Raw genomic sequence first — 25270 nt, 5'->3', positions numbered from 1 at the left:
TAAAAGTATTACATTCCGTTTCCTCCAAAGGTAAATGTGGCTGATAACCCTGCTCTAACAGTAGATAGTGGGAATGCTGTGGAGATTTTGTACTTCGTCATCAGTTGGTCGTAGAAGAAACGAATGTTAAAGTTTTGAGACATATTGTAATCCGCAGATACTTTAATGCCTAGCAAACGCTGTCCTCCCGTTACTTGGGCATCATCTTTTAAGATATTGATGATAGATGTCTTGTTATCTCTCAACGAGAAATCGGCACGAACATTAAGGTCGCTCTTAATATCTTTTGATTTACCTTTATATCTTAGTTTTAGTTTTAAATCTTTTAAGATGTATCCAAAACCAAGCACATACTCAGAGCCAGAATCTTCGGTTAAGGTTTGGTTTACTAAGCCTAGTAAAAACATTCTGTTTCTGTTGTAGTGAGCTCTAAACTGCATGTGGTTTCTCATGGTAACATCAGCACCTACAAAAGGAGCAAACTCTTCTACAAACATAGCTTGAGAAAATACATAAGGATTCAGTTTATTACCTCTTACATCTAGAGCATTAGGGTTGTTATAATAATCTATATTAGACTGTATTCCTGTGGCTGTATAGGTAGAAGTATAGGCATGCTGTATATCAAACTTCTCAAACTGACTGTTGATAAAAGGAATGTTTCTAAGCCCAGAGTAAGTAAGTCGCCAGTTAGGTAACGGGAAGTTAGGGCGAGTAGGGTTTTTCATAGAAACTGATTTCCCTGATAACGCAGAGCGGAATGCAGGAACCAAAACATAAGTGTTGGCAATACTGTAGCCTTCCACGAAACCGTCAGTTGTCAAGTTACCACTATTAAGTCTAGAAAACTCTCTAGCTCTAGCTTTAATATCGTTAAAGATGTCTGTGCTATTTTTTAGAGTAGTACCTATTAGGAACTCTGTGTTAGAGTAGCTTATCATCTCGTTAGCAAAAGAGAATTGTATACCATTGGCACGATTGCCATCTAAGTCTATATTAAATCCGCCGTGAGTGAGCATTTTATTATAAGTTTGAAGGAAGTTAACATCTACCCTCAAATTCTTTATAGGCTCTATAACGATATTAGCCGTAACATTTCTATTGCTCATTTGGGTATAAGGGTCGTTAAGATACTCTGACTGAGTAACCCAGTTATTTTCTACGGCAAGTCTTCTAATGTCAGCCTGAGAGCCTAGTAGGAAACCACTGGTAGGACCTCCAAATCCTCTTCGTCCTATACCGAAAAAGTTCGGTTCTGAAAGTATCCCAGGAAGTACGGTTCCGTTATTTTCATTAAAATTAAGGTTAGCTTGCTTAATGGAAGTTAAAGCCGACATTACTTTCTGAGTTAAAGATAATTGATTTTTAAATCTATAAGACTTAAACTTAAATCTCTTACGGCTATTTTCATTAGCAAAAGCCTTTTCATAAACCTGATTAAGCGAGTCTATTTCTCTGTTTCTTCCTTGTCGGATAGAGTCTAACTTTCTAAAGTATTTAAATTTTCCTAATAACAGAGGAATATCCAACGAAGCAGTGGCTACCTTATTATTGGTGTTTTGAGCTACATTTCCTAAGTTTCCACTCGCACTATTGAGGAGGACGGTAGACCTTGCATTCCAGTTGTATTGCAACCCATAGCCCAGCTCCGCATTCACAAAATCTAGGTAAGGGAAGTGCTCAAAAGACAAACGGTAATTAAACTGTATTCTGTGGTTATAGAGTACAGGTCGTCCCACTTTAAACGGATTTTGGAAGATAGATCTGGTGTCCATAGTATTTACTGCCCAGTCATCGTTAAGAGTTCTAGTGGCAGAGAATATTTCGGCTTTGAAAGACTTAGTGAAATTAAATCCTAGGTTATACTGCCAACCAAAGAAGAAATTTCTGTTTTTAAGAACATCAAAGTTTTGAGAACTATTCCCATTAAGTAGGGCTTCAATATTTCTAAACTCTAGTTCGCTATAATTTCTATCTAGTTCTGTTCTGAAAGAAAAACGAGTTGGGATAGGGTTGATATTGAACTCTTTAATCCATTTTACATAAGGAACTATCTTGGCAGTATCACTTATAACTTTGTTGAACGGTTTTATTACCCAAGGTTTAAAGTTATAGTTGTAGTCTATATAAGCCTTTAAGTTTTGTCGGTAGTTTTTCTTGGTGTAGATGTCTCTGTAATAGTCGTCGTGATAAACAGCGGTAAGAGCTAAGTTCTCTACATCGTAGAACTTAGGCTTCTTCTCGGAGTTTACCCTTTCTTTTCTCATATTCACCACGCCAAAACTTCTTTGCTGAGTGTAAGTTCTCACCACTTGTTTAAGTTGGTCTTTTTTAGGATCTTCATTAAAGAGGACATCGTCATTAAGTGGGTTGTACTTAGGATCCTCAATAGTTTGGGTGTAAGAGTAGTTAACAGGGATTTTCATTCCTGCTTTTTCAGGAAGGAATTTATCCACATTTACTGTCGTGTTGATGGAAAATGCGGTGTTTTGTGTTTGCTGTCTTTCGGTAGGTTTTTGGTCTATAGAACCAAATCCTATGGTAGAGATAGCAGCGTTGGCATTTACATTAGCAAAATCTCCTAAGTTAAAATTGAGGTTAGCATTGGCTGCATAGCCTCCTTTGTTTTCTATTCCAGAAAGACGAATTTCGTTTACCCAAAGTACTAAATCTTTAGAATCAGAACCTGTATTTCTTACCCCAATCACGATGGTAGAAATGTTACCCAAACTAGGGCGCCCTTTGGTAAATATAGCTCTGTGGCTATCACCATACTCTTGGTCTTTATATCTTTGGTCTAGACTTATCCCTGCGGTTTCTCTTCTTAGTTTGGCATTGATGAATTCTTTTAGATTAAAGTTAATCGTGTTCTCAGTTGGCCAAATGTCTAGTGGAGAGGTTGCGTTTTTAGCGGTGTATTTTAGTGAAGACTCGTATTCGTAATAGTTGTCTATGGCATCACTTCCTAGACGGATAAAGAACTTGGCGTTCCGGTCTAGCCTGTTAGAGGTAACATCTTTAAGGTCTTCGGCGTGTACAAAAAGTTCTAATTTTTCGTAACGACGCATATCCAACGCTACATTCTTAAACACTCCTCTAGAAGCGTGTGATGTTTTAGAAAGATTGGTTGCCTTTAAGTAAAGAGAAGCCTCATTTTGTCTTTGTGCTCCAGTAGTTCCACTTAGTACCTGCCTGTTTATGCCAGGAGGAATAACATAAGGTGGAGTACCTTTTGAGTTTTCTTCTAAATTAACACTTCCTACATCAAAGTTAGAGTTATCTATGTTGTAGTTGCCTTCCTCAGATTCGTTGATAACTGCAATGTTTTTAGTGAATTTTCTCCAGTCTGATCTTACTAAATCAAAAGTACCAAATCTTAGTGTTGAGGTTTCGTCAAACCCTTTAAAAATCATTCTCGCAAACCTTACATTATTTAGGATAGCATCACTAGCTTCCCCAGCATCAGCATCAAACTGTTTAACAGGAATACGGAATAAAAACCATTTACTTCTACTAGTTTGTCCATTTTGGAACTTGGCTTCGGTTTCCTTTTCATCTACGATAAAGTTTTTTCCTAAAACTAAATTAGCTTTATCTAAATTGATGGTGTATTGGTTATAACTTTCGCTTTGATCTAGATTAAAATCGCCATTGAGGTCTTCTGCATCGGGTATTTGAGAGGCTACCTCCATTGAGTTGGCTTTGGAGTTTCCGTCTGGGTTTCGGAAATATCTATAACGCTCTACTACCGAAGAGGCTAAAGCACCTTGGAATTGTGTAGAAAGGTAAAACACGAAGTCGTCTGCGGCAGGGTCGGTAAGATTAGTCACAGGATTGATAAAAGTTGTGCCAAATTTGGTGGCTTCCTGAACATTATCTAAACCATCATAACCTACATCTTGTGCCGTTCTATTAGCCCCTTCTGATGAGAAGGCATATAGAACAGGCTGTTGTTCTGGCTGAGTCCCCCAGCTGCTTTCGGAGGTTCTTGCAGGGGTTTCTGGAGTAGGCAATCCGTTTTCGTATTGCAGTTTACCGTCTTTCAGTATATCTTCGGAAACATTTCCTAAGTGTAGTAATAATTTAGGATTAGTACCCAGCATTTTTCCATCAGCGTAAGGATCCATTAGCCAAAATTCAACGTATTCAATATTGGCATTGGTAAAGTTAGACACAGAGATAGGTCTCATCATACCAGCCCATCTTTCCGCAGTAGACTCGTTGGCTGAGTTTAGATTGTATGGCCCTCTTTCGGTAGGGTAGTAGGTAATATCTAAGGTATTGGTATAGGTTTGGTCACCAGCAACAAAATCTCTGCTGTTGTAAAGTTCGTTCATTCTCACACGGCGTGAGGCGTGGTTAGACAACGCATCAGCAGTGATGCCATTAGGGGCTTTACCTCCTACACCGTAGAATCTAGGGTCTATGTAATACCAAGATAATAGCCCTCTACCGTATCCATTTTTAACATCATTGTCTAATGCTGAGTTTTTGAATATAATATCATTAGGGTTTTTCTCTGGTTTAGATGCTAAAGCCCAAAGAGCAGGTTCTTTCAGTGATATTTTTGAGGTGGTTTGGTCAAAATCATCTACATAGGCTTGGTCGTTAATGTCCTTATTTTGTCCTGGGATAAGATACGCTGCTTCTGCTTTAAAATTAAGGTGAGATGGTGCTTCGGTATTGATGAGCGGAATCTTATCGGTAAGCCTTGTAAGGAAAGGTAACTCGTTATTATACATAACATTCATACCCAACATTGTGTTATTAACTGCTTCTTGCCCCATCTGAACTTTTTGGGTAAGAGGTCTTTCGGCATAATTCATCGCAGTAGCTCCAATGATAAATTTATCACTGATTTTTCTTTCCAAATTCAATCCCCAAAATCTTCGTCTTTGGGTATTAAAGGTCATTTGGTTTTCTAAAGAGATATTGATGGCTTGTCCAGATTGTTTAAGAGCTTCGTTGATGATAGTTACTTGCCCTAGCATATAATCTACGGTATAGTCCACTCCCTCTGTAAGTTGAGCTCCGTTGGCAGTTACTCGCACGGAGCCTTTAGGTACATTTATTGCACCTAGAGAAATGCCTTGTCCTTGTCCGCCTTGGTAGCGTCCTTCTATGGTATATCTTTGTGCTAGAGGACTTTGTGTAGCTACTTGCTTTTGTTGTTGGTAAAGCTCCGAGAATACAAATTGAGGGTCGTTACTACCTAAGGTACTTGCCATAAAATTACCAAAAGGCTGAGCTTTGGTAAAGATAAGTTTTCCATTGGCTGGGTCTATGGTAATCCCATTGACAAAGTCAAATAAACCGTCTCCTAAAGTACTTCCGTTAGATTGTAAATCATTATTGAGATTAAGTCTATCCCAGTTTAGGAGTTTTAAAAGGTTGATATCTTGTACGGGTGTATTAGGTAGATAGTTAACTTTACCATTTTTAGGGTCTCTATAATACACATTGAGGAAGAACTTGTCCGAAGTTACCCCATTAGCATTAAGGCTATAGATGTTTTTCATCATCAAGTTCCACATAGGAGAAGTGGTTTTTACTAAAACATTAGGCTTTAGTAATTTGGTTACAAGAACCGAACTTTCCTCTGAAAATTCTCCCACTTTGTAAACTTGGTTAGAACCATTAACGGTGTAAGAGTAAGATACTGCTAAGAGTTGATTGTCGGTAAGTCTTTGGTTTAATGATATATATCCTAGCTGTGGGTGAAATGTGAACTCGTTTTGATTAAGTCTTCTTGCTCTTCGGTTAAAGATAAATTGCTCTCCATCGGTATAAGTTTCAGGAGTACCTGAAGCGTTCGGAAACGATTGCTGATTGATAGTAGAATAAGCTGTATTAGCATCTCTGATACCAACTAAAGCACTAATGCTTTGGTAGAGATTGTTTTGTGTGTTATTTGGATATTGTGCAGAACCTTCCCCTAAATCTCTTACAGCTACTATACTTTTTTGATTTTGTAGGTTACTCGCTGTTTGGTCAAGAACCCAAACTTCTATACGCGTAATATTGATTTTGGAATTGATTTGAGGATAATTCGCTAAGGCATTGTCGTAGTTTTGGAAGAAATATTGCCCTAAATAATAATGCTGATTGTCTTCGTAGTCTATGGCATTTATTTTAAAGGTATTGAGTACACCTCCACCTTGTGCCACTACAGTTCTTGCTTCACCTTGTTGTTGAGAAAGAACTAATGTACCATAAGTTTTACCCAACTGAAATTCAGTTTTTAAACCAAATAACGATTGTGAGCCTCGCATAAGACTGGTAGATAGAGGCATATTAACATTACCAAATTCTACATTCTTGATGATTTTATCCTCACCTGTTCTTTTGCTTTCTCCTAATGTTTTGGATTGCAGGTCTTTCCAAGTACCCTTTGCACGCCATGCTAGATTAAGTCTATTTTCAAAAGCGAAACCACTTTGGGTGTCGTAGTTGGCTTTTAGTTGTAAGTTTTCGCCCACCTTACCGAGTATGCCTAACTGGATTCTCTGCTGAATATTAAATGCAAAATTCTTTCTGTTTTGTGGTAAAATAAGCGGGTTGTCAATTCTTTGGTAAAGTCCACCTAAATCAAAAGAAGCAAACCCCTGTGGGATAAGCTCTATTTTATTACCTCCAAAAATAGTTTCAAATAATTTGTTCTTTATGTTGATGCTAGGAAGAAGTCTTTTTTTCTCTGCATCTTTTGGCTCTTTTAGATTATTAGCCAAATCGTATTGGAGTGATTTTTCTTGGTAGTAATTTCTTAGTCCAATAGATTTTACATAAGCACCATATTCCGAAGGAGTCATTACGATAGGTGTGCCTGTAACCACGTTTCCTATCTTAGGATAAAGGAAATAAACGCCTTCTTTTACATCGTAAAAAGCCTCATATCGAACAGGATTTGGAAGACTAAGTTGAGGTTGAGAATTTGGAGTGTCTTTTTCTGTTTGGGAGTAGGTAAGGTTACTAAAAAATACAAACCCTAAAACCCATAATAATTTATGTATGGTGTAATTATGATGATGTGGCTTCACTTATTTTAAATATTTTTCAAAATTTGTTTTACTAAATCTTCCGTTTGAATTTCTGGATTTTGTTTCAAAATTTTGTCGGCTAACTTTTCTGACATTTTTTTAGGAATTCCTAAAACTTCTAACGCAGATAACGATTCTTCCTTTACTTTATTATTAACGAAGGTAGAAATATCAGATTCGTCTGCTCCAAAATGCAATACTTTATCTTTTAAATCAATGATAATTCGTTGTGCAGTTTTAGTTCCGATGCCTTTTACTTTTTGTAATACAACACTATTGCTAGAGAGTATGGCTTGTGCTATATCCTTCAGTTCTAATGAGGAAAGCATAATCATAGCGGAGGTAGGTCCTACACCATTTACGGAAATAAGTAGGTTGAACATTTCTTTCTCTTTGAGTTCCGAAAAGCCGTATAGTAAATGGGCATCTTCCCTGATAATTTGCTGTGTATAGATTAAGGCTTCTTTCCCGATAGAGAAACATTTGGAACTGTTGATGCTTATGTTTATATAATAACCCACACCACCAACTTCTATAATTAAATGGGTTGGACTAAGTTCCTGAACGATACCTCTGAGAGAATAAATCATATATTGCTAGTATTTGAAGTGGCTAAATTAAAGTTTTTTTAGGATTAAACCTTTGTTTTTGTTGTCAAAAAGAGCAAAATCTACTTTGTGAGTATAAATTAAAATTAGATATAAAAAAAATCAGAGAGCCTGTTAAGAACTCTCCGATTTCGGGTTAATATGAAGAAAAATGAAAAACTTATTCTTTTTTAGTTTTCTCAATCACTATTTATGTTAGTTGATAGATGAGGGTTAGCGTCTATCTCTTGTTGTGGATACTGGTAGATAATTTTCTTATCATTTGCCTCAAAAGATAGCGATACAGGGTGCCACGAAGACCTTTTTAAAGGCAGAGACAATCTTCTAGCATCATAGACTTCTACACCTATTTCACCGTATAGTTCCTTTCTTCTTTCCGTAAGAATTTCATTAAAGAGAGCTTCTCCTGTATTAGCAGATTTTACGGCTTTAGGGTCTCTGTTTTGCTGTAATTGGAATAGTAAATCCTTAGCTTGGCTTTCTTGCCCTAGTCTGTATTTAGCTTCGGCTTCTATCAAAATCATTTCCGAAGTTCTGATGTAAGGACACGCTGAAGTATCTTTGTTGAATGTAAATTTATAGGTACTGTATTTAGTATAATTGTTTGATGATGGGTTTACGTCAAATAATTTTCTAACATCAGTATCAGAGAACAAATCGTACAAAGATTTACTTACATAGACATTGCTGTAACCATCATTGATTGGCGATAAATCCGTGAAGGAGTGTGGGGCTTGAGTCCAGTAGATGGACTGTCCAACTTGTTGTCCGTAGCCCAATATCCATTCGTGGGAGTCTAGTTTTTTAAACCCTTCGGCATATTCTGCAGAGTTAAGAGAGGTATTAACATCTCCTCCGTAAGCTAGTTTAGCATATTCTGCCGCTTTCTGCCAATCTTCTTTTACTTGGTAAACTCTAGCAGCTATGGCGTAGGCTACTTGCTTATTAACAAAAGCTTTTGAAGCTCTGCTATAAGAAAGCTCTGGTATGGCAGTTTCTAGGTCGTTAGTAATAAATTTATACACCTCTTCTGTTGTACTAAGAGGATTGGCATCTTTGGTATATTTGTCGTAGATAGGTACTGCAGGTTGGTTTTTAGCAACTTTGTAACCTAGCTGAAAATCTTGTACAACTTCAAAATAAGCTAATGCACGTAGCACCTTAGCTCTAGCTATAAGAGAGTTTTTTTGTGTCGCACTAATGTTACCACTTTGATTAACCCCTGTTATAAACTCATTACACTGGCGGATAATTTTATAAAAATAATTCCATGTAAAAGCGGTTCTGCGCGATGTGGATAGTCTGTATGTGTTTTGATAATCTGTAGAGTACCAGCTGTTGGGAACGATAAAATCTTCTCCTCTTACAGTTCTAGCGAAATAGACACTTCCTAAGTTGGTTGTGCTTTGCCCTAGTACATCAGTATCACTTCTTAATAATCTTGTGATACCCGTAAGGCTGGCTTCTGCATTGTCTAAGCTAGAGAATGCTAAATTTAGACTAATTTCGTCTGTGGGCTGAGGTTCGTCTAAATATCTTTGACAAGAGGTTGCGGCTAATAATAAAGTTGCAACAGCTATAGTTTTTATTTTGTATAGATTCATTTTTTTATTTTTTTAAAGTTCTAATTTAAGACCGAAAGAAATTGTTTTAAGACTAAAAGCTCTGTCGTATGTCAGACCACTTAAGGCTTGTTCTGGGTCTATGTTTTTGCTCGTTTGCCAAGTAAACAGGTTGTCTGCTTGTAAGAATAGTCTTAAATTTTTCAATCCTATTTTTTCAATATCTTGTTTATCAAAATTATAACCTATATTAAGAGCTTTTAGCCTTACATAATCATTCTTGAATAAGAAACGAGATGACAAACTGCTCTCTTCTAATGAAGTGGAACTTAGCCTAGGAACATCTGTAATATCACCAGGTTTTTGCCATCTTCTTTCTAAATCAACGCTTTTGGAATTTCCGTTAAAGTTTCCGCTCATTAGTCTTGCGTAAGAGTCGTCGTATAGGTAGCTTCCGAAGCTAAAGTTTATTAGAGCGTTGAGGTCAAAGTTTTTGTATTTAAAATAGTTATTAAAACCACCTACTACCCAAGGGATTGAACTCTTATTCAGATAATAGAGACTAGCATCTGAATATTTTTCTGTAGTTACTTTGGTTATGTTGCCATTAGCATCAGTAACATCTTTGTACCACAGAGGATTTCCATTATCAGGGTTTACACCTGCGTATTCTCTCATATAAAACTCAAAAAGAGATTTCCCGACTTCCCATCTTTTAGTATCTTTAAGCTGAGGTTTGTCATCATTACTTAAAGCTAAGATTTTATTTCTATCAAACGAGAAATTGAGTCCAGTGTCCCATCTGAAGTTTTCGGTTCTGATGTTTTTAGTATTGATGGCAAATTCCCAACCGTAATTTTTTAGCTTTCCGATATTGGAAGTTATAGAAGTAGCTCCTGTGGAACCTGCTGTTACAAGAGGACCTATTAAATCTACGGAGTGCTTGTCGTAATAATCTACATTGATGTTCACTCGGTTTTGGAATAAGCCTAACTCTATCCCTGCATTAAAAGATGCAGTTTTTTCCCACTTTATATTGGCATCTTTTGGAGATGAAAGTAGTATCCCTATCTTATCTCCCACAGAATATCCTGTACTGTACGAAGCTAGGTAAGGGAAGAAATCGTACTCTATTACGTTAGAGTACTTTGCTACATTGAAGTTATTGTTCCCCAGTTCTCCGTAGGAAGACTTCAGTTTTAGGAAACTTAGAGTTTTGTTTCCTTTTAAAAAGTTTTCTTCGCTCACAATGTAAGCTCCTCCAACGGAAAAGAAATTCCCCCATCTGGTATCTCTACTAAATACACTAGAACCATCTCTACGGAATGAACCTTCTATAAAGTACTTTTCTTTATAGTTGTAGTTTACCCTTCCTAATAAGCCTACTAGTCTTTGTTTTAGAATATTTCCGCTACTACTGTTAGGAGTATTGGCTCCACCAAGAACTTGGATGCCAGGGAATAGCCCTGTACCAGAAGCATACATAAAATCATAAGTTGTTTCAAATAGTTCTGCGATAGCGTCTGCGGATAAGTTGTGCCCTTCTCCTAATCTAGTGTTGTAGTTTAGGGAGTTAATAAAGTTTCTAGTAGAAAAATTATCTCTATTGTATCCTATAAGACCACTTTGAGGAGCATATTCGCCATATAACCCATTGTCAAATGATTTATTATTCCTTTGGTTTTGTTCAAATGAATAATTAGAGCGGAATGAAAGGTCTTTGGTGAAATCAATTTTTGCGAACCCATTTAAGGTAAGTGTATTGGTAACATATCGGTAATTATTGTAAACCAACGAACCTACAGGATTGGCGTTTCTAGTAAAAGGTCTTTGAGAGTTAATGGTACTAGGGCTACCAGCTCCATAATCATAAGAAAGATTACCGTTTTCATCGTATATTAGATTACCATTTTCGTCTCTTTGATAAAGAGGATAGATAGAAGATATGGTGTATATACTAGATATAGGAGAACCATAGCGAGGACCATCTAATGGAGGTGTATTTCTGCTATTAGACACAAAGGAAGTATTAAGCCCTACGCTAAGCCAAGGTTGTACCTTAGATTCTAAATTCAATCTAGTGGCAATTCTTTCGAAGTTACTATTCTTTACAGAATTCTCTTGTTTTAAGTAGTTTAGACTTAAGAAGTAGGTGCTTTGTTCAGTTCCTCCTGATACAGTAGCTGTGCTTTCTTGTCTTTCGGCACTTCGGTTTATTAAGTGGCTTGCCCAATCGGTATTCCATAGTAATTGAGCTCCACTTACCAAGTTTCCGTTAGCATCTATAGGATTTTTAACATTGTATGGATTGTACTGCAATGTAGGGATTATCAAAGAAGCGGCCTTAGCTCCTGCGTCTGCGTAAGATAGTTTGTCTTTAAATACATAGGTGTTTCTTAGAGACTCCCAAGTGTATTGTAAGTATTTTGTATTATCTACAAGAGGATGAAACTCGTTTACAGGAGAGGCAAATCCTAGAGAAGTTTGTAAAGTTACTCTTGGTCTTCCTTTTCGTCCCTTTTTGGTAGTTATTAGAACTACACCATTCGCACCTCTAGAACCATATAGAGAGGTGGCAGAACCGTCTTTAAGAACACTGATGCTTTCTATTTCTTCTTGTGAAATATTAGATAAGCTACCCGTATATTGAGCTCCATCTACAATGATAAGTGGGTCTGAACTTGCATTTATAGAGCCAATCCCTCTCACTCTTATAGTTGGTGATACGCTAGGGTCAGCCGAACCAATGATATTAACACCAGGTACGCTACCTTGTATGGCAGTAGCTACATTAGTTGTTTGTTGTGTAGAGAGGACCTCTTTTCCTACGCTGGATACCGAGCCCACTATAGCTTTGGATTTTTGTTTACCATAGGCTACTATTACTACTTCTTCGATAGCTCTCGTTTTTGTGCTATCTTTTACCTGTGCTTGTATATTATTTCCAAGCACTAAAAACAGACCTAATGCTCCTGCATTTAGTAGTTTCTTTTTCATAAGTTGTATAATTTTTTATTTTTTTTAACTCAAAAATAAAAGGCTTTAAACATTGTGTTTAAAGCCTTCCGTTGGAACTGAAATATTATATCAACTAAAAACTTCTCACACAAATAATGCCGTTTGTCTTCTCTTCATCATAATCATAATGAAAAGAAGTTGGTGAGTGTTGTATAACATTATTATAACTGATTATTTACACTGCAAAGTTATATTATGTCGAAATAAAAAACCTAATTATTATTTAATAAAAGATATTAAATTTATTTTTGTTGTGTTTTTTAGTTTATTTTTCTTTTTGTTTGTATATTTGCTGGATAAAACCGAAAAAAATAATGAAGTTAGATCAAGTTGATTTTAGTATTCTTAGAGAATTGGTCGAAGATAGTAGCCAAAGTGTGAAAGAAATAGCGGCTAAAGTAAGTTTGTCGGTAACACCTGTGCATGATAGGATAAAGAAATTAGAGGCTAATGGTTATATTAAAGGCTATACAGCTATTGTAGATGCTGAAAAGTTAGGGTATGGCTTTACTACCTATATGCAAATTAAATTGATTAAGCATCAGGAAGAGATTTTTAATAAGTTTAAAGAAGAAATATTGTCTTTTGAGGAAGTCACGGAGGCGGCATTTACTTCTGGGGATTATGATGTTATTATGAAACTTTTGCTAAGAGATTTGCACCATTATGAAGAGTTTATCCTAAGAAAAATATCAAAATTAGATATTATAGATAGTGTTAAGAGTAGCTTTATTTTCAAATACATTAAGAATGATAACCGAGTGATGAATGTTATAACATTAACCACAATCTAAAGTTTATTTCTATGAGAGTGATTTTTCTGTTAGTTTTATTGAGAATTACTTTAATAAACGCTCAAAGTATTAAAGGTTACATTAAGGATTTTCGAGAAACTCCATTGTCAGGGGCTGTGATTTATATAGATGGAACTCAATATAAAACACAATCTAATCAAGATGGGGAATTTTACTTGTCAGGTGTGAAGGCGAAGACAGGAAACCTTATCGTTGAAAAAAAAGGGTTTTCCTCAAAAATAATACCCATTAAAGAATTGTATAGCCAAACATTAGAAATTAAATTAGAAAAAGAAACGGAAATTCCAGAGGTCAAACTATTGGCATACACAGATAAGGTGTATAAGCGTTATATCGAAAAGTTTCTTAATACTCTCTTGGGTTATGATAGGGAGATGGTTTATGTTAAAAACCCGAAGGATATACAATTGGCATACGATAGAGAGGAGCATGTTCTTAAGGCTCGTGCAAAAGCACCTCTTATTATTAGTAACGAAAAATTGGGATATGTTGTAAATTATAACTTGTTGGAATTTGAACTGAACCTTTCCGATAATAGTTTGAAGTATCTTGGAACTTCTTTTTTTAGTCCTATGAAAGGCTCTTCTCATAAGCAATTAAAGTGGCAAACAGAAAGGCTTAATGCTTATTGTGGTAGTTCCTTACATTTTTTCAGAGCTCTTTATCAAGACAGATTATCTGAAGAGGGTTTTTCTGTGGATTGGATTGTAAGGAAGCGTAATGAAAAATATCCGTCGTCGGAAGAACTGAAAGTTTATCGCACTTATATTGATGATTTTAGGAAAAAGATTTCCAAAGATTCAGTCATTGTATTTAATAAATACCCTCCTCATATAGAAGATATTGCAAGAAGGAAGGAAGAAGAGCCTATGTTCTACTCTGCCATAATAGAAAGAAATATATTATCAGATAAATTTAGGAAAAATAGTGAAAATAGAGTTTTTTTGGAGTTTAAGGATTTACTTGGGGTTAATTATAAAAAGTATTTCTATACAGTGCACAAAAAACAAATACAAAAAACAGAAATGCCTGTATCCAAAAATAACATATTAGATTGTAGAGGGCTTAGCTTTGAAGTTTATTCAGATGGCAATTATTCCAATCCTAGTGAACTTGTATTTGAGGAAGGGTGGGCAAGAAGTAATCTTTCGGAGCTTTTACCATTGGATTTTGAACCATAGATTTTAATCTGTATTTTTACCCTGTGAAAGTAGAGAAAATTATATTGGGTATAGACCCAGGTACTACCGTAATGGGGTTCGGGATTATTTCTGTTTTAAATCAGAAGATGGAATTGGTTTCCGTTAACGAATTGATTTTAAAAAAATACCCCAACCACGAAACTAAATTGAAGTATATTTTTGAGAGAACTCTATCGCTTATAGATGAATTTCATCCAGATGAGGTTGCTTTGGAAGCACCTTTCTACGGGAAAAATGTGCAGAGTATGCTGAAGTTGGGGCGGGCACAAGGGGTGGCTATGGCGGCAAGTCTATATAGAGATATTCCTATTACTGAGTATTCTCCCAAAAAAATAAAAATGGCGATTACAGGTAATGGTAATGCAAGTAAAGAGCAGGTGGCAGGAATGTTGCAAAATTTACTTAAACTTAAGGAATTTCCCACCAAATACTTAGATGCGTCTGACGGATTGGCGGTGGCGGTTTGTCATCATTTTAATTCGGGTAAATTAGCAACGGGTAAAAATTATTCAGGGTGGGAGAGTTTTATAAAACAAAACCCTGATAGGGTTAAATAAATCATCTTTTATGAAAGCACTAGAAAATCGTCAGGATATAGAGGCGTTAGTTAATCGTTTTTATGATAAGGTAGGGAAAGACGCTACCATAGGCTTTTTCTTTAACGAAGTTGCAAAAGTAAATTGGGACGAACATTTACCAAAAATGTATGCCTTTTGGGAAACGCTATTGTTTAGTAAGGTATCCTATAAAGGAAATCCGATGGGAGCCCACTTTCCTATCAATGATTTAGTGCCTATGGAAAAACATCACTTCGAACATTGGCTAAAACTTTGGACAGAAACTATTGATGAGCTCTACGAAGGTTCTATGGCAGAAACAGCAAAATACAAAGCGGCTAATATTGCCAATTTAATGGCTTACAAGATGGAAATGGCAAGGCGATAGTTATGGTAAATGCAGAAGAAATTTTATACTCTATTGCTTTACGGCGAAGCTCTTTGGTAGGAGATGTTACATTTGCAAATTTAGTGGGCGAAGTTGGTTCTGCTAAGGAGGTTTGGAGTTTGTCTCAATCGGAGTTAAGAAAAATATCAGGCATAGGTAAACAAATTGCCTCAGGTATTGGTGATGAAAGCCTTTTGAAATTTGCCGAAAGGGAAGTTGAGTTCTGCATTAAAAACGAGATAAAAATCAATCTGAGACATCTTAATCAGCTTCCTCGTCTTTTAGGTGAATGTTATGATGCTCCAGCTATTCTTTTTCAAAAAGGAGATTATGACGATACCGCTAATAATATTAGCATTGTTGGGACGAGAAATGCCACTGCTTATGGTAAGTCGTTTTTGGAGGATTTAATTGTTCAGTTTAAAAATAAAAATATTCAAGTCATTAGTGGTTTAGCTTTAGGTACAGACGGAATAGCTCATCAAGAGGCTTTAAAAAACAATATAAAAACTTCAGCGGTTTTAGCACACGGTTTACACATTGTTTATCCGTCCAAACATAAAATTCTCGCTGAAGAAATATTAAATAATGGTGGAGCTTTGTTTTCTGAATTCTGCTCTGATGAAAAGCCAGATAGAGAACATTTTTTGCAAAGAAATCGTATTGTGGCAGGGCTTTCGGCTAATACGATTGTGGTAGAGTCTGCTTATGCAGGAGGTTCTATTAGTACGGCGAGTTTTGCTAATCAGTATAATAGAGAGGTGTACGCTTTGGCAGGGCGTCTTACGGATAAGTATAGCCAAGGTTGCAATCATCTTATTTTTCAAAATAAAGCTAAAATCATATCTTCTATTAAAGGTTTGCTAAAAGACCTAGATTTGGATAATACTTCTAAAGTTTTGGAGCTTTTTCCTTCGGTTGAGGTTTCTTTAACTCCTATTCAGAAGCCTATTTATGATATTATTAAAGAGGTTAATGATATTTCTTTGGACGACTTGTCAGAAAAGTTAAATCAACCTATTTCTAAAGTGCTTCCAGTTTTGTTAGAATTAGAATTATTGGGATTGATAAGGGCAAATTCTGGGAGGAGATATTCTATTGTTTAGCTAAAAAATCACTTTTTTAAAATTGATATTTTGGGCATAATAGTGTCTTTTTTTTAATTAAAATTGACTTTAATTAAAATTTTGATGTTAATATATTTGATTTGTGTGGGTTTTAATAAAAATTAAAATCAGATTTGTGTAATATCAAAAAAAGGTTATCTTTGTTGGCATCAATTAAACGCTATGGAACAATATAATGTAGAACAAAAAATTCAAGAATTTATAGCAAATGTAGAGGCTAAAAATCCTAATGAGCCAGAATTTTTACAAGCTGTAAAAGAGGTGGCTGTTACTGTAATTCCGTTCATTGCTACCAAAGAAGAATACAGAGGTAAAAAACTTCTAGAAAGAATGGTAGAGCCGGAGAGAACAATTATTTTTAGAGTTCCTTGGGTAGATGACAAAGGAGAAATACAAGTAAATAGAGGGTTTAGAATTCAGATGAATTCGGCTATCGGACCTTATAAAGGAGGGATTAGATTCCATCCTACTGTAAATCTTTCAGTACTTAAATTTTTAGCGTTTGAACAAGTGTTCAAAAACTCTTTAACTACGCTTCCTATGGGTGGTGGTAAAGGGGGTTCTGATTTTGACCCACAAGGGAAATCAGATATGGAAATTATGAGATTCTGCCAAGCATTTATGACGGAACTTTGTAAGCATATTGGACCTCAAACCGATGTTCCTGCTGGAGATATAGGTGTGGGAGCTCGTGAGATAGGTTACCTTTTTGGTCAATATAAGAAGATAAGAAACGAATTTACAGGAGTACTTACTGGTAAAGGATTGGCTTATGGTGGTTCTTTAATTCGTCCAGAAGCTACAGGGTATGGAGTGGTTTACTTCGCAGAGCAAATGCTAAGAACGGTAGGTGAGGAAGTTAAAGGTAAAACATTTACGGTTTCAGGATTTGGAAATGTGGCTTGGGGAGTAATTAAGAAAATTGACCAACTAGGAGGTAAGGCGGTTACTATTTCTGGTCCAGATGGATATGTTTATGATAAAGACGGTATCACTGGTGAAAAAATAGATTTCTTATTAGAGCTTAGAGCGAGCGGAAACAACCGTGCTGAGGATTATGTTAAAAAATATCCAGAAGCTGAGTTCCACGCAGGTAAGCGTCCGTGGGAGGTGAAGTGTGATGTGGCTATCCCTTCTGCAACTCAAAACGAGTTAGATTTAGAAGATGCTAAAAAACTAGTAGAAAATGGTTGTATTTGTGTTACTGAGGCGGCTAATATGCCTTCTACACTAGATGCAATTAATCACTTTATAGATAACAAAGTTCTTTTCTCTCCAGGTAAAGCGTCTAACGCTGGTGGTGTAGCTACTTCTGGATTAGAGATGACTCAAAACTCTATCCGTCTTAACTGGACTTCTGAGGAAGTAGATGCTAGATTAAAAGAAATCATGATAGGCATACATAAAGTATGTAGAGATTATGGAAAAGAGGAGAATGGTTATGTAAACTATGTGAAAGGAGCAAACATCGCTGGGTTTGTTAAGGTAGCAGAGGCTATGTTAGCACAAGGTGTTGTTTAATATGATAAACCTTCTCGTGGGGTAATACGAGTAAAAAGTAAAATGAAAGAAAGAAGTTCCTCTATTTAAAATGAGGAACTTTTTGTTTTCTTTATGAGTAAATCAACTACGAATAAATTTATAATAATATAACCCGTTGTGCATTATGAAATGAAAAAAACAAGAGTTGTTTATTAGACTGAAAATCAGTATATTGTTTTTGCTATAAAACGATATAAATGAACAACATAGAGCAAATATATGAAAGAATTTTGGAAGTTTTAGGACTTTTTTCAGAAAATCAACTGATTAGTTATCAGAGAAGAACACCTAAAATGAGCGATTTAGAAGTCATAAGTCTTAATATTACTGCTGAATACTTGAGTATTGATAGCGAATTACAGTTATTTAGAAAATTGCCAAACTCTCTGATAAACAAAATTGAAAGAAGTGTTTACAATAAGCGAAAACGAAGACTATCCCTACAAACAGAGCAAATTAGACAGCGTATTTCGATGGAGTTCAATGAGTTTGAAGATATTTTTATCGTTGATAGCATGCCAATGAAAGTTTGTGAAAACGCTCGTTCTACTCGTTCAAAAATTTGTAAAGAGCAATCCTATTCTTCACCAACATATGGTTATTGTGCTTCACAGAAATTATATTTCTATGGCTATAAACTACACGCAGTATGTTCTTTAAATGGTGTGATTAAGAATTTTGATATAAGCCCTGCATCCGTTCACGACATCCACTATTTAAAAGATATTGGTGAGCAAATGCGAAACTGTACTTTAATTGGAGATAGAGGCTATTTATCAGCAAAAGTTCAAATAGATTTATTTAACTATGCTAATATTAAATTAGATACACCAATGAGAAGTAATCAGAAAGATTATATTCCTCAATTTTCATTGTACAAGAAAAAGCGAAAACGAATTGAGACATTTTTCTCTCAACTTTGCGACCAATTTATGATTAAAAGAAACAATGCTAAAACTTTTGAAGGCTTTAAAACAAGGATAATCAGTAAAATAACCGCCGCAACGGTTATTCAATATATCAATAAATTTATCTTCCAAAGAAAATTAAATCATCTAAAAATCAGTATTATTTAAAATGCACAACGAGTTAATATAATGAGTACACTTATTGATAATACAAAGGAATTTGTAAAAAATAAATTAGAAGGAGCAGAGGCTGGACACGATTGGTTTCATATAGAAAGAGTTTGGAAACTTTCCCAAAAAATTTTAAGTACCGAAAAGGCAGCTAATGAGGAAGTGGTAAATCTTGCGGCTTTATTACACGATATAGCTGACCCTAAATTCCATAATGGAGACGAGACTTTAGCGCTCCAAGTATCAAAAGATTTTTTAATGAAGGAAAAAGTTTCTGAAGAAACCATAGATAAAGTTTTATTTATCATCAAACATCTTTCCTTTAAAAATAAAGAGAGTCAACCGAAAGAATTGCCGATAGAGTTTAAAATTGTACAAGATGCAGATAGACTAGATGCTATCGGAGCGATAGGTGTAGCAAGAGCGTTCAACTTTGGTGGGTATAAAAATAATCCAATGTACAACCCTGAGATATTACCTCAAAAAACCTTTGGTAAGGAGAAATATAAAAAATCAGAAGGAACTACAATTAATCATTTTTATGAAAAATTATTACTCCTAAAAGATTTAATGCAAACTACTGAGGGTAAAAATATTGCGGAAAAAAGGCATCAGTTTATGTTAATTTTTTTAGAAACTTTCTATCGTGAGTGGAATTTATTGGAATAATTAAGAATTCATATATTTGCGTCAGTTAAATATTTTATATTAAATGTTTGGTTGATGGAAACATTGTCGTTTGTTCTTTTTATACTGTTATTGATTTCTCTAGTAAGAATAAATAGGTTAAAACTATACCGAAAAATAATCACTATTGTAGGCGTTCTTTTTTTTGGATATTGGATTTTTACTAAAATTTATCCTAATCCTGTTGGAGGAAGTATTGCTATTCAGTTGGTTAATAAACATCCACAAACACTAGATTTCTATAGTTTGGAAGTTTTGGATAAGGGGTATAATATTGCGCATTTAGAAGATATTCGTTCTGAGCATTATCGTGTGTGCCACTTGGGAATGAAGGATACAGATGAATTTTGGTTGGTTGCGTTTTCTGGAAAAAAAATGGTTTATTTTACACAACATATAGTGGGAAATAAAAATGAAGACCTTTATATCGAAGCTAATAATTACCTTAACCAAAGCGCTAAACTTTCCAATATTGCAGAAAAACAAATCAGGCTTTATAAGAGAGAAGGGCTAAGAGATGCAGTTTGGGTTACTTTCTGTTTTTTAATATTGTTCATAAATATTGTGTCTTGGGTAAAGAAAAAATAGAAAATATTTTTGGATAAATTTCTTAGTTATATAAAAAATGTCTATATTTGCACACCTAAAAATGGTTCCGTGGCCGAGCGGCTAGGCAGAGGTCTGCAAAACCTTGTACAGCGGTTCGAATCCGCTCGGAACCTCTAGATGAAATCTCATAGTATTGCTATGAGATTTTTTGTTGAGTGTATCTAAGTAAGTATTATATTTATCGGTATTAATTTGGGAACTATGTTTTTAGATTTTTTTCTGCCCAATAGATGCCTAAAGTGTAATCTCATTATTTCCTCTGATGAAATCGTTTGCTGGGCGTGTAAGTCTCATATCAATTTTACCTACAATGATTTTGGAGGAAAAGGGGATTTTTATCAAAAAGTTGTTCTTAAATTTCCAGTAAATAAGGCTTTTAGTTTGATGAAGTACGAGAAAAAAGAACTTTCTCAAGATATTATACACGCCTTAAAGTACCATTCTATGGAGCGTGTGGGTAAGGTGTTAGCTCATTGGGTTTCTGAAAATATGGATTTATCTCATCAAGGGATAGATATATTAACTAATATTCCACTTCATCCTAAAAAACAAAGAGAGAGAGGGTATAATCAGTTGCATTTATTTACAAAAACATTATCTCAGTTGCAGAGGATACCTTATTCTCATTATCTTCTTAAAAGAAATTTCTATTCTAAGCCTCAAGCCTTAAAGCAAAAATTGGATAGAGAAAAGATGCAAAATATATTTTCTGTAGATGAGAAAATAGAAGGTAAACACATCTTACTTATAGACGATGTATATACCACAGGAAATACAATGAGTAAAGCGGTTTGGGAGCTTTTAAAAGGAAATGGGAATCAGGTGAGTGTTTTGGTTTTGGCAATAGATGAATAAATAGGTGTTTAATTACATTTCCTTTTTGTATTGAGGTTTATATCTTTTGTTTAATTATAAAATGTTTATTGGTGGTTTTGCCCTTATTTATAGGATTATAGAGGATTGTGGAAAACTTATATAATTAGAATCCAAAAGATTAAATAATCTATCCATATTTCGTTTCATTTTTAGGCTTTCATTTTCTATTTTTGTAGAAAGGATTTTGTTAAGTCTTTGTGTAATCAATATATTGATTTTTAGATTGTTATATAATTCTATTCTTTGTTAGAAATAACTAAGAGTTAAAAAACTGAATAAACAATTATTATGGGGATTTTTGAGAAAAGAATAAACTACAAACCTTTTGAGTATCCAGAAGTAATGCAGTATATAGAGGCGATTAATAAGTCTTTTTGGGTACATTCAGAGGTAGATTTTACGGCGGATATACAAGACTTTCATTCGCAGCTAGAGCCTCATGAGAAAAATGCAGTTAAGAATGCTTTGTTAGCAATTGCTCAGATTGAGGTGTCTGTAAAGACCTTTTGGGGTAATCTTTATAATCATCTCCCTAAGCCTGAGTTTAACGGATTAGGAGCAACCTTTGCAGAGTGTGAGTTTAGACATTCAGAGGCTTACTCAAGATTACTTGAAGTTTTAGGATATAACAATGAGTTTCTTAATGTTATCGAAAATCCTGCTATTAGAAAAAGAATAGATTTTCTAACCGATGTACTTAAAAACTCAAACTCTTCAACGCCTAAGGAGTATGTGTCTTCTTTGTTATTATTCAGTATTTTAATAGAAAATGTATCATTGTTTTCTCAGTTTGCCATTATTCTTTCGTTTACGAGGTTTAAGGGCTATATGAAAAATGTATCTAACATTATTGCGTGGACTTCTGTAGATGAGCAAATTCATGCCAATGCAGGGATTTATATCATCAATAAAATAAAGGAAGAACAGCCTGAGCTTCTTCAAGAGGAAGATATAGAGGCGATTTATAATATTGTTAAAACCTCGGTAGAGCTAGAGGCGGAAATATTAGATTGGATTTTTGAGATGGGAGATTTAGACCATTTATCAAAAAAACAACTTCTCAGCTTTATGAAATATCGTATAGACGATAGTTTGAAAAGAATTGGTATGGCTTCTATGTTTAATATTACAGAGGAAGAATACAAGCCGATGGTATGGTTTGAGGAGGAAGTTTTTGCTAACTCATTAGACGATTTCTTTGCCAAAAGACCAGTAGATTATACAAAACACGATAAGAGTATTACCGCTAACGATTTGTTTTAGATAAATTTTTGATAATCTAAAGCAAGAAATAAAACAAGAAAAACAAAATGGAAGAACTACAAGATATATGGTGGCTAAATGAGGAGTCTGAACAAATGCTCAATAGAGGCTATCTTCTGAAGGGAGAGACAGTGCATGGAGCGATTAAAAGGATTACTACGGCTGCTGCAAAGAGGCTTTATAAACCAGAGTTACAACCAGCCTTCGAAGAGATGATTGTGAAAGGTTGGATTAGCTTTTCGTCTCCTGTATGGGCGAATATGGGAACGCAGAGAGGTCTTCCGATTTCTTGTTTCAATGTTCATATTCCAGATAGTATTGAGGGGATTACCCACAAAATGGGAGAAGTTATCATGCAAACCAAAATAGGTGGTGGTACTTCTGGTTATTTTGGGGAGCTTCGTCATAGAGGGACGGCCGTTACAGATAACGGTAAATCGTCTGGGGCAGTTTCTTTTATGAAGTTGTTTGATACAGCTATGGATGTGGTTTCTCAAGGAGGAGTAAGAAGAGGGGCGTTTGCGGCTTATCTAGATATAGACCACGGAGATATAGAGGAGTTTTTGACGATAAAAGACATCGGTAGCCCTATTCAAAACCTATTTACGGGCGTTTGCGTGCCAGATTACTGGATGCAAGATATGATAGATGGGGACATTGATAAGAGGAAGATTTGGGCTAAAGTTTTAGAAAGCAGACAGCAGAAAGGGTTGCCATATATTTTCTTTACCGATAATGTCAACAGAAATAAACCTCAAGTTTATAAAGATAAAGGGTTGTTGGTTAATGCGAGTAACCTTTGTTCAGAAATTATGTTGCCATCTACTCAGGAGGAGTCATTTATATGTTGTCTTTCTTCTATGAATTTGGAACTTTATGATGAGTGGAAGGATACTAATGCGGTTAAATTGGCGATTTATTTCTTAGATGCAGTATTGTCCGAATTTATCGAAAAAACGGAAGGTAACTATTATTTACAAGGAGCTAGAAATTTTGCAATGAAACACAGAGCGTTAGGTCTAGGTGTTTTAGGGTATCATTCGTATTTGCAAAAAAATATGATTCCTTTTGAAAGTTTTGAAGCGACTCAATTCAATGCTAGAGCATTCAAACACATCAAAGAACAAGCGGAAGCAGCTTCTAAAGAGTTAGCTAATATTTATGGCGAACCAGAATTGCTTAAAGGTTACGGTATGAGAAATACCACGCTGATGGCAATCGCACCTACCACTTCTAGTTCGGCTATTTTAGGGCAAACCTCTCCAGGTATAGAGCCTTTTGCATCAAATTATTATAAAGCAGGTTTGGCTAAAGGTAATTTTATGAGAAAAAATAAATACCTTAAAAAACTGCTGGAAGCGAAGGGCCTAGAAAACGAGGAAACATGGAGAAACATTATGCTTAACCATGGTTCTGTGCAGCATTTAGATGGGCTTACGGAAGAGGAAAAGGCTGTTTTCAAGACTTTCAAAGAAATTTCTCCTATGGAAATTATCAGTCAAGCGGCTCAAAGACAGCAGTATATAGACCAAGCACAATCTTTGAATTTGCAAATTCCTTCCACAATGCCAGTAAAAGATGTTAACTTCTTGATGATAGAGGCGTGGAAGAAAGGTGTTAAAACTCTTTACTATCAGAGAAGTTCGTCTGTGTCCAAAGAATTGATGGTAAATTTTGTAACTTGTTCTAGTTGCGAAGCATAGATAAATATAGAGTGTAATAATTAAAGTTGAGGAAGATAAAACCGTAGTCTTAGGGCTATGGTTTTTCTTTTTAATTAAAGGTTTTCTATCTTTGTTCAAAGTATCAATAGTATGTGGAGAATTATATTTATTGCCCTGATTTTATTTTTTGAAAGTTTTTTAGCTCAAAATTTAGAAGGACAGGCGGATAGTATTATGACAAAATACGATATTCCCGAAATGGCGTTCGCTGTTGTAACGAAAGATACTATATTGGTGCAAAAAGTAAGGGGGCATCACAGAGTTACTGAAAAGAAAGGAAAACCCAATGCTTCCTTTGAAGATTTATTTCATCTAGGTTCTAATACTAAAGCTATTACGGGGTTTATTTCTGCATATTTGGTAGAACAAGGTAAAATAAAATGGAAAACCAAGTTTTTTGATTTATTTCCAAAGTTTAAAAAGAGTTCAAATGTCAAGTATCACAGTATAACTTTAGAAGATTTATTATGCCATAGAGCTAATGTTCAGCCTTTTACTAGTGGAGAGGAGTATAGTAAACTTCCTAAATTTAAAGGAACTAAACAACAGAAAAGAACCAAATTTGGAGAATATGTTTTAAGGCTCTCTCCGATAGAAAACAAAAATACTTACAATTACTCAAACGCAGGGTATAGTATTGCGGCAATGATGCTTGAAAAAGTTTCTGGAAAGTCTTGGGAACAACTGATAGAAGAAGTGTTAAAAACAAAATTAGAGATAGATTTTCGGTTGGGTTGGCCTAGTAGAAATGCTAAAAATCAACCTTTAGGGCATTGGTTAGAAGGAGGAAAACAAGTTGAAGTTTTACCAAATGTCGATTATGATTTGAGTTTAGCAGAACCAGCGGGAGATTTAAGTATGAATATTTACAATTATTCCAAGTTTATACAATTAAATATACAGGGGCTTTCTGGGGAAAGAAATATTTTGACTCCTGAAACTTATCAATACTTATATACTTCCAAAAAAGACTATTCTATAGGCTGGGGTAATTATCAAGATAAAATTCAAGAGATTTCAGACCATTCAGGTTCAGATGGCACATTTTTTTCCTATGCTCAAATTGATAGAAAAAAGCATTTAGGTTATATTATATTGGTAAATAGCGGAACCGCGGAGGCACAAAAAGGTGTTTTTGAAATGTTAGACCTTTTAAAAAGGAAGTATAAATAGAGA

Annotated in this window: 18 protein-coding genes and 1 tRNA gene; 14 read left to right on the top strand and 5 right to left on the bottom strand. The window is 35.1% G+C overall.

Annotated elements, in window-relative coordinates; translation table 11 throughout:
* Nucleotides 1-8: 8 nt before the first annotated feature.
* The 4 genes from sprA to VIX88_RS05645 form a co-directional block, all read right to left on the bottom strand.
* A complete protein-coding gene (gene sprA / locus VIX88_RS05660) occupies nucleotides 9-7037 on the bottom strand; it encodes a cell surface protein SprA (RefSeq protein ID WP_214194137.1) in 7029 nt (2342 codons plus the stop codon).
* A 5-nt stretch (nucleotides 7038-7042) separates the two neighbouring features.
* A complete protein-coding gene (gene ruvA, locus VIX88_RS05655; protein WP_064969906.1) occupies nucleotides 7043-7627 on the bottom strand; it encodes a Holliday junction branch migration protein RuvA in 585 nt (194 codons plus the stop codon).
* A 197-nt stretch (nucleotides 7628-7824) separates the two neighbouring features.
* The gene (locus VIX88_RS05650; RefSeq protein WP_064969904.1) at nucleotides 7825-9249 is read right to left on the bottom strand and encodes a RagB/SusD family nutrient uptake outer membrane protein; all 1425 of its coding nucleotides are present in this window, start codon (nucleotides 9247-9249) and stop codon (nucleotides 7825-7827) included.
* Between the two features lie 12 nt (nucleotides 9250-9261).
* The gene (locus tag VIX88_RS05645; protein ID WP_064969903.1) at nucleotides 9262-12204 is read right to left on the bottom strand and encodes a SusC/RagA family TonB-linked outer membrane protein; all 2943 of its coding nucleotides are present in this window, start codon (nucleotides 12202-12204) and stop codon (nucleotides 9262-9264) included.
* 335 nt (nucleotides 12205-12539) lie between these two features.
* Between VIX88_RS05645 and VIX88_RS05640 the strand changes: the two genes are divergently transcribed.
* From VIX88_RS05640 to VIX88_RS05590, 11 genes are all read left to right on the top strand, one after another.
* Nucleotides 12540-13019, top strand: a complete 480-nt coding sequence (locus VIX88_RS05640) for an Lrp/AsnC family transcriptional regulator (RefSeq protein ID WP_064969902.1) — start codon at nucleotides 12540-12542, stop codon at nucleotides 13017-13019.
* 11 nt (nucleotides 13020-13030) lie between these two features.
* On the top strand, nucleotides 13031-14221 hold the full coding sequence (locus tag VIX88_RS05635; RefSeq protein ID WP_153929505.1) for a carboxypeptidase-like regulatory domain-containing protein: 1191 nt from the start codon (nucleotides 13031-13033) through the stop codon (nucleotides 14219-14221).
* A gap of 23 nt (nucleotides 14222-14244) precedes the next feature.
* The gene (gene ruvC / locus VIX88_RS05630; protein ID WP_064971300.1) at nucleotides 14245-14799 is read left to right on the top strand and encodes a crossover junction endodeoxyribonuclease RuvC; all 555 of its coding nucleotides are present in this window, start codon (nucleotides 14245-14247) and stop codon (nucleotides 14797-14799) included.
* Nucleotides 14800-14809: 10 nt separating this feature from the next.
* Nucleotides 14810-15187 (top strand): group III truncated hemoglobin, encoded by a 378-nt coding sequence (locus tag VIX88_RS05625; RefSeq protein WP_049334428.1) that lies wholly within the window; start codon nucleotides 14810-14812, stop codon nucleotides 15185-15187.
* Between the two features lie 2 nt (nucleotides 15188-15189).
* Nucleotides 15190-16293: a DNA-processing protein DprA gene (dprA, locus tag VIX88_RS05620; protein ID WP_049334427.1), complete on the top strand. Its 1104-nt coding sequence runs from the start codon at nucleotides 15190-15192 to the stop codon at nucleotides 16291-16293.
* Nucleotides 16294-16476: 183 nt separating this feature from the next.
* Nucleotides 16477-17835 (top strand): NADP-specific glutamate dehydrogenase, encoded by a 1359-nt coding sequence (gene gdhA, locus VIX88_RS05615; RefSeq protein ID WP_049334426.1) that lies wholly within the window; start codon nucleotides 16477-16479, stop codon nucleotides 17833-17835.
* 218 nt (nucleotides 17836-18053) lie between these two features.
* Complete coding sequence (locus VIX88_RS05610; protein WP_127919812.1) at nucleotides 18054-18932, top strand: IS982-like element ISRa1 family transposase; 879 nt, start codon at nucleotides 18054-18056, stop codon at nucleotides 18930-18932.
* 21 nt (nucleotides 18933-18953) lie between these two features.
* Nucleotides 18954-19604 carry an HD domain-containing protein gene (locus VIX88_RS05605; RefSeq protein WP_154212730.1) on the top strand — a complete coding sequence of 217 codons (651 nt, stop codon included), beginning with the start codon at nucleotides 18954-18956 and terminating at the stop codon, nucleotides 19602-19604.
* Nucleotides 19605-19658: 54 nt separating this feature from the next.
* Entirely contained in the window at nucleotides 19659-20210 is a 552-nt protein-coding gene (locus tag VIX88_RS05600) for a hypothetical protein (RefSeq protein WP_064971215.1), read from the top strand.
* Nucleotides 20211-20273: 63 nt separating this feature from the next.
* Nucleotides 20274-20344: transfer RNA gene (locus tag VIX88_RS05595), tRNA-Cys, on the top strand.
* Between the two features lie 88 nt (nucleotides 20345-20432).
* Nucleotides 20433-21086, top strand: coding sequence for a ComF family protein (locus VIX88_RS05590; RefSeq protein ID WP_004918078.1), 654 nt, complete (start codon nucleotides 20433-20435; stop codon nucleotides 21084-21086).
* An 87-nt stretch (nucleotides 21087-21173) separates the two neighbouring features.
* On the opposite strand, the gene VIX88_RS05585 is transcribed toward VIX88_RS05590, so the two are convergent.
* Nucleotides 21174-21314 (bottom strand): hypothetical protein, encoded by a 141-nt coding sequence (locus VIX88_RS05585; RefSeq protein ID WP_015345427.1) that lies wholly within the window; start codon nucleotides 21312-21314, stop codon nucleotides 21174-21176.
* 81 nt (nucleotides 21315-21395) lie between these two features.
* On the opposite strand from VIX88_RS05585, the gene VIX88_RS05580 reads away from it, so the two are divergent.
* The 3 genes from VIX88_RS05580 to VIX88_RS05570 all read left to right on the top strand — a co-directional run bounded on the left by VIX88_RS05580 (nucleotide 21396) and on the right by VIX88_RS05570 (nucleotide 25267).
* Nucleotides 21396-22370 (top strand): ribonucleotide-diphosphate reductase subunit beta, encoded by a 975-nt coding sequence (locus VIX88_RS05580; RefSeq protein ID WP_064971216.1) that lies wholly within the window; start codon nucleotides 21396-21398, stop codon nucleotides 22368-22370.
* Nucleotides 22371-22417: 47 nt separating this feature from the next.
* On the top strand, nucleotides 22418-24073 hold the full coding sequence (locus tag VIX88_RS05575; protein ID WP_064971217.1) for a ribonucleoside-diphosphate reductase subunit alpha: 1656 nt from the start codon (nucleotides 22418-22420) through the stop codon (nucleotides 24071-24073).
* Nucleotides 24074-24184: 111 nt separating this feature from the next.
* On the top strand, nucleotides 24185-25267 hold the full coding sequence (locus VIX88_RS05570) for a serine hydrolase domain-containing protein (protein ID WP_064971218.1): 1083 nt from the start codon (nucleotides 24185-24187) through the stop codon (nucleotides 25265-25267).
* Nucleotides 25268-25270 lie beyond the last annotated feature (3 nt).

It is taken from the genome of Riemerella anatipestifer (assembly GCF_035666175.1).
Taxonomy (GTDB): Bacteria; Bacteroidota; Bacteroidia; order Flavobacteriales; family Weeksellaceae; genus Riemerella; species Riemerella anatipestifer_D.
This window is presented reverse-complemented; position numbering and strand designations above follow the sequence as displayed.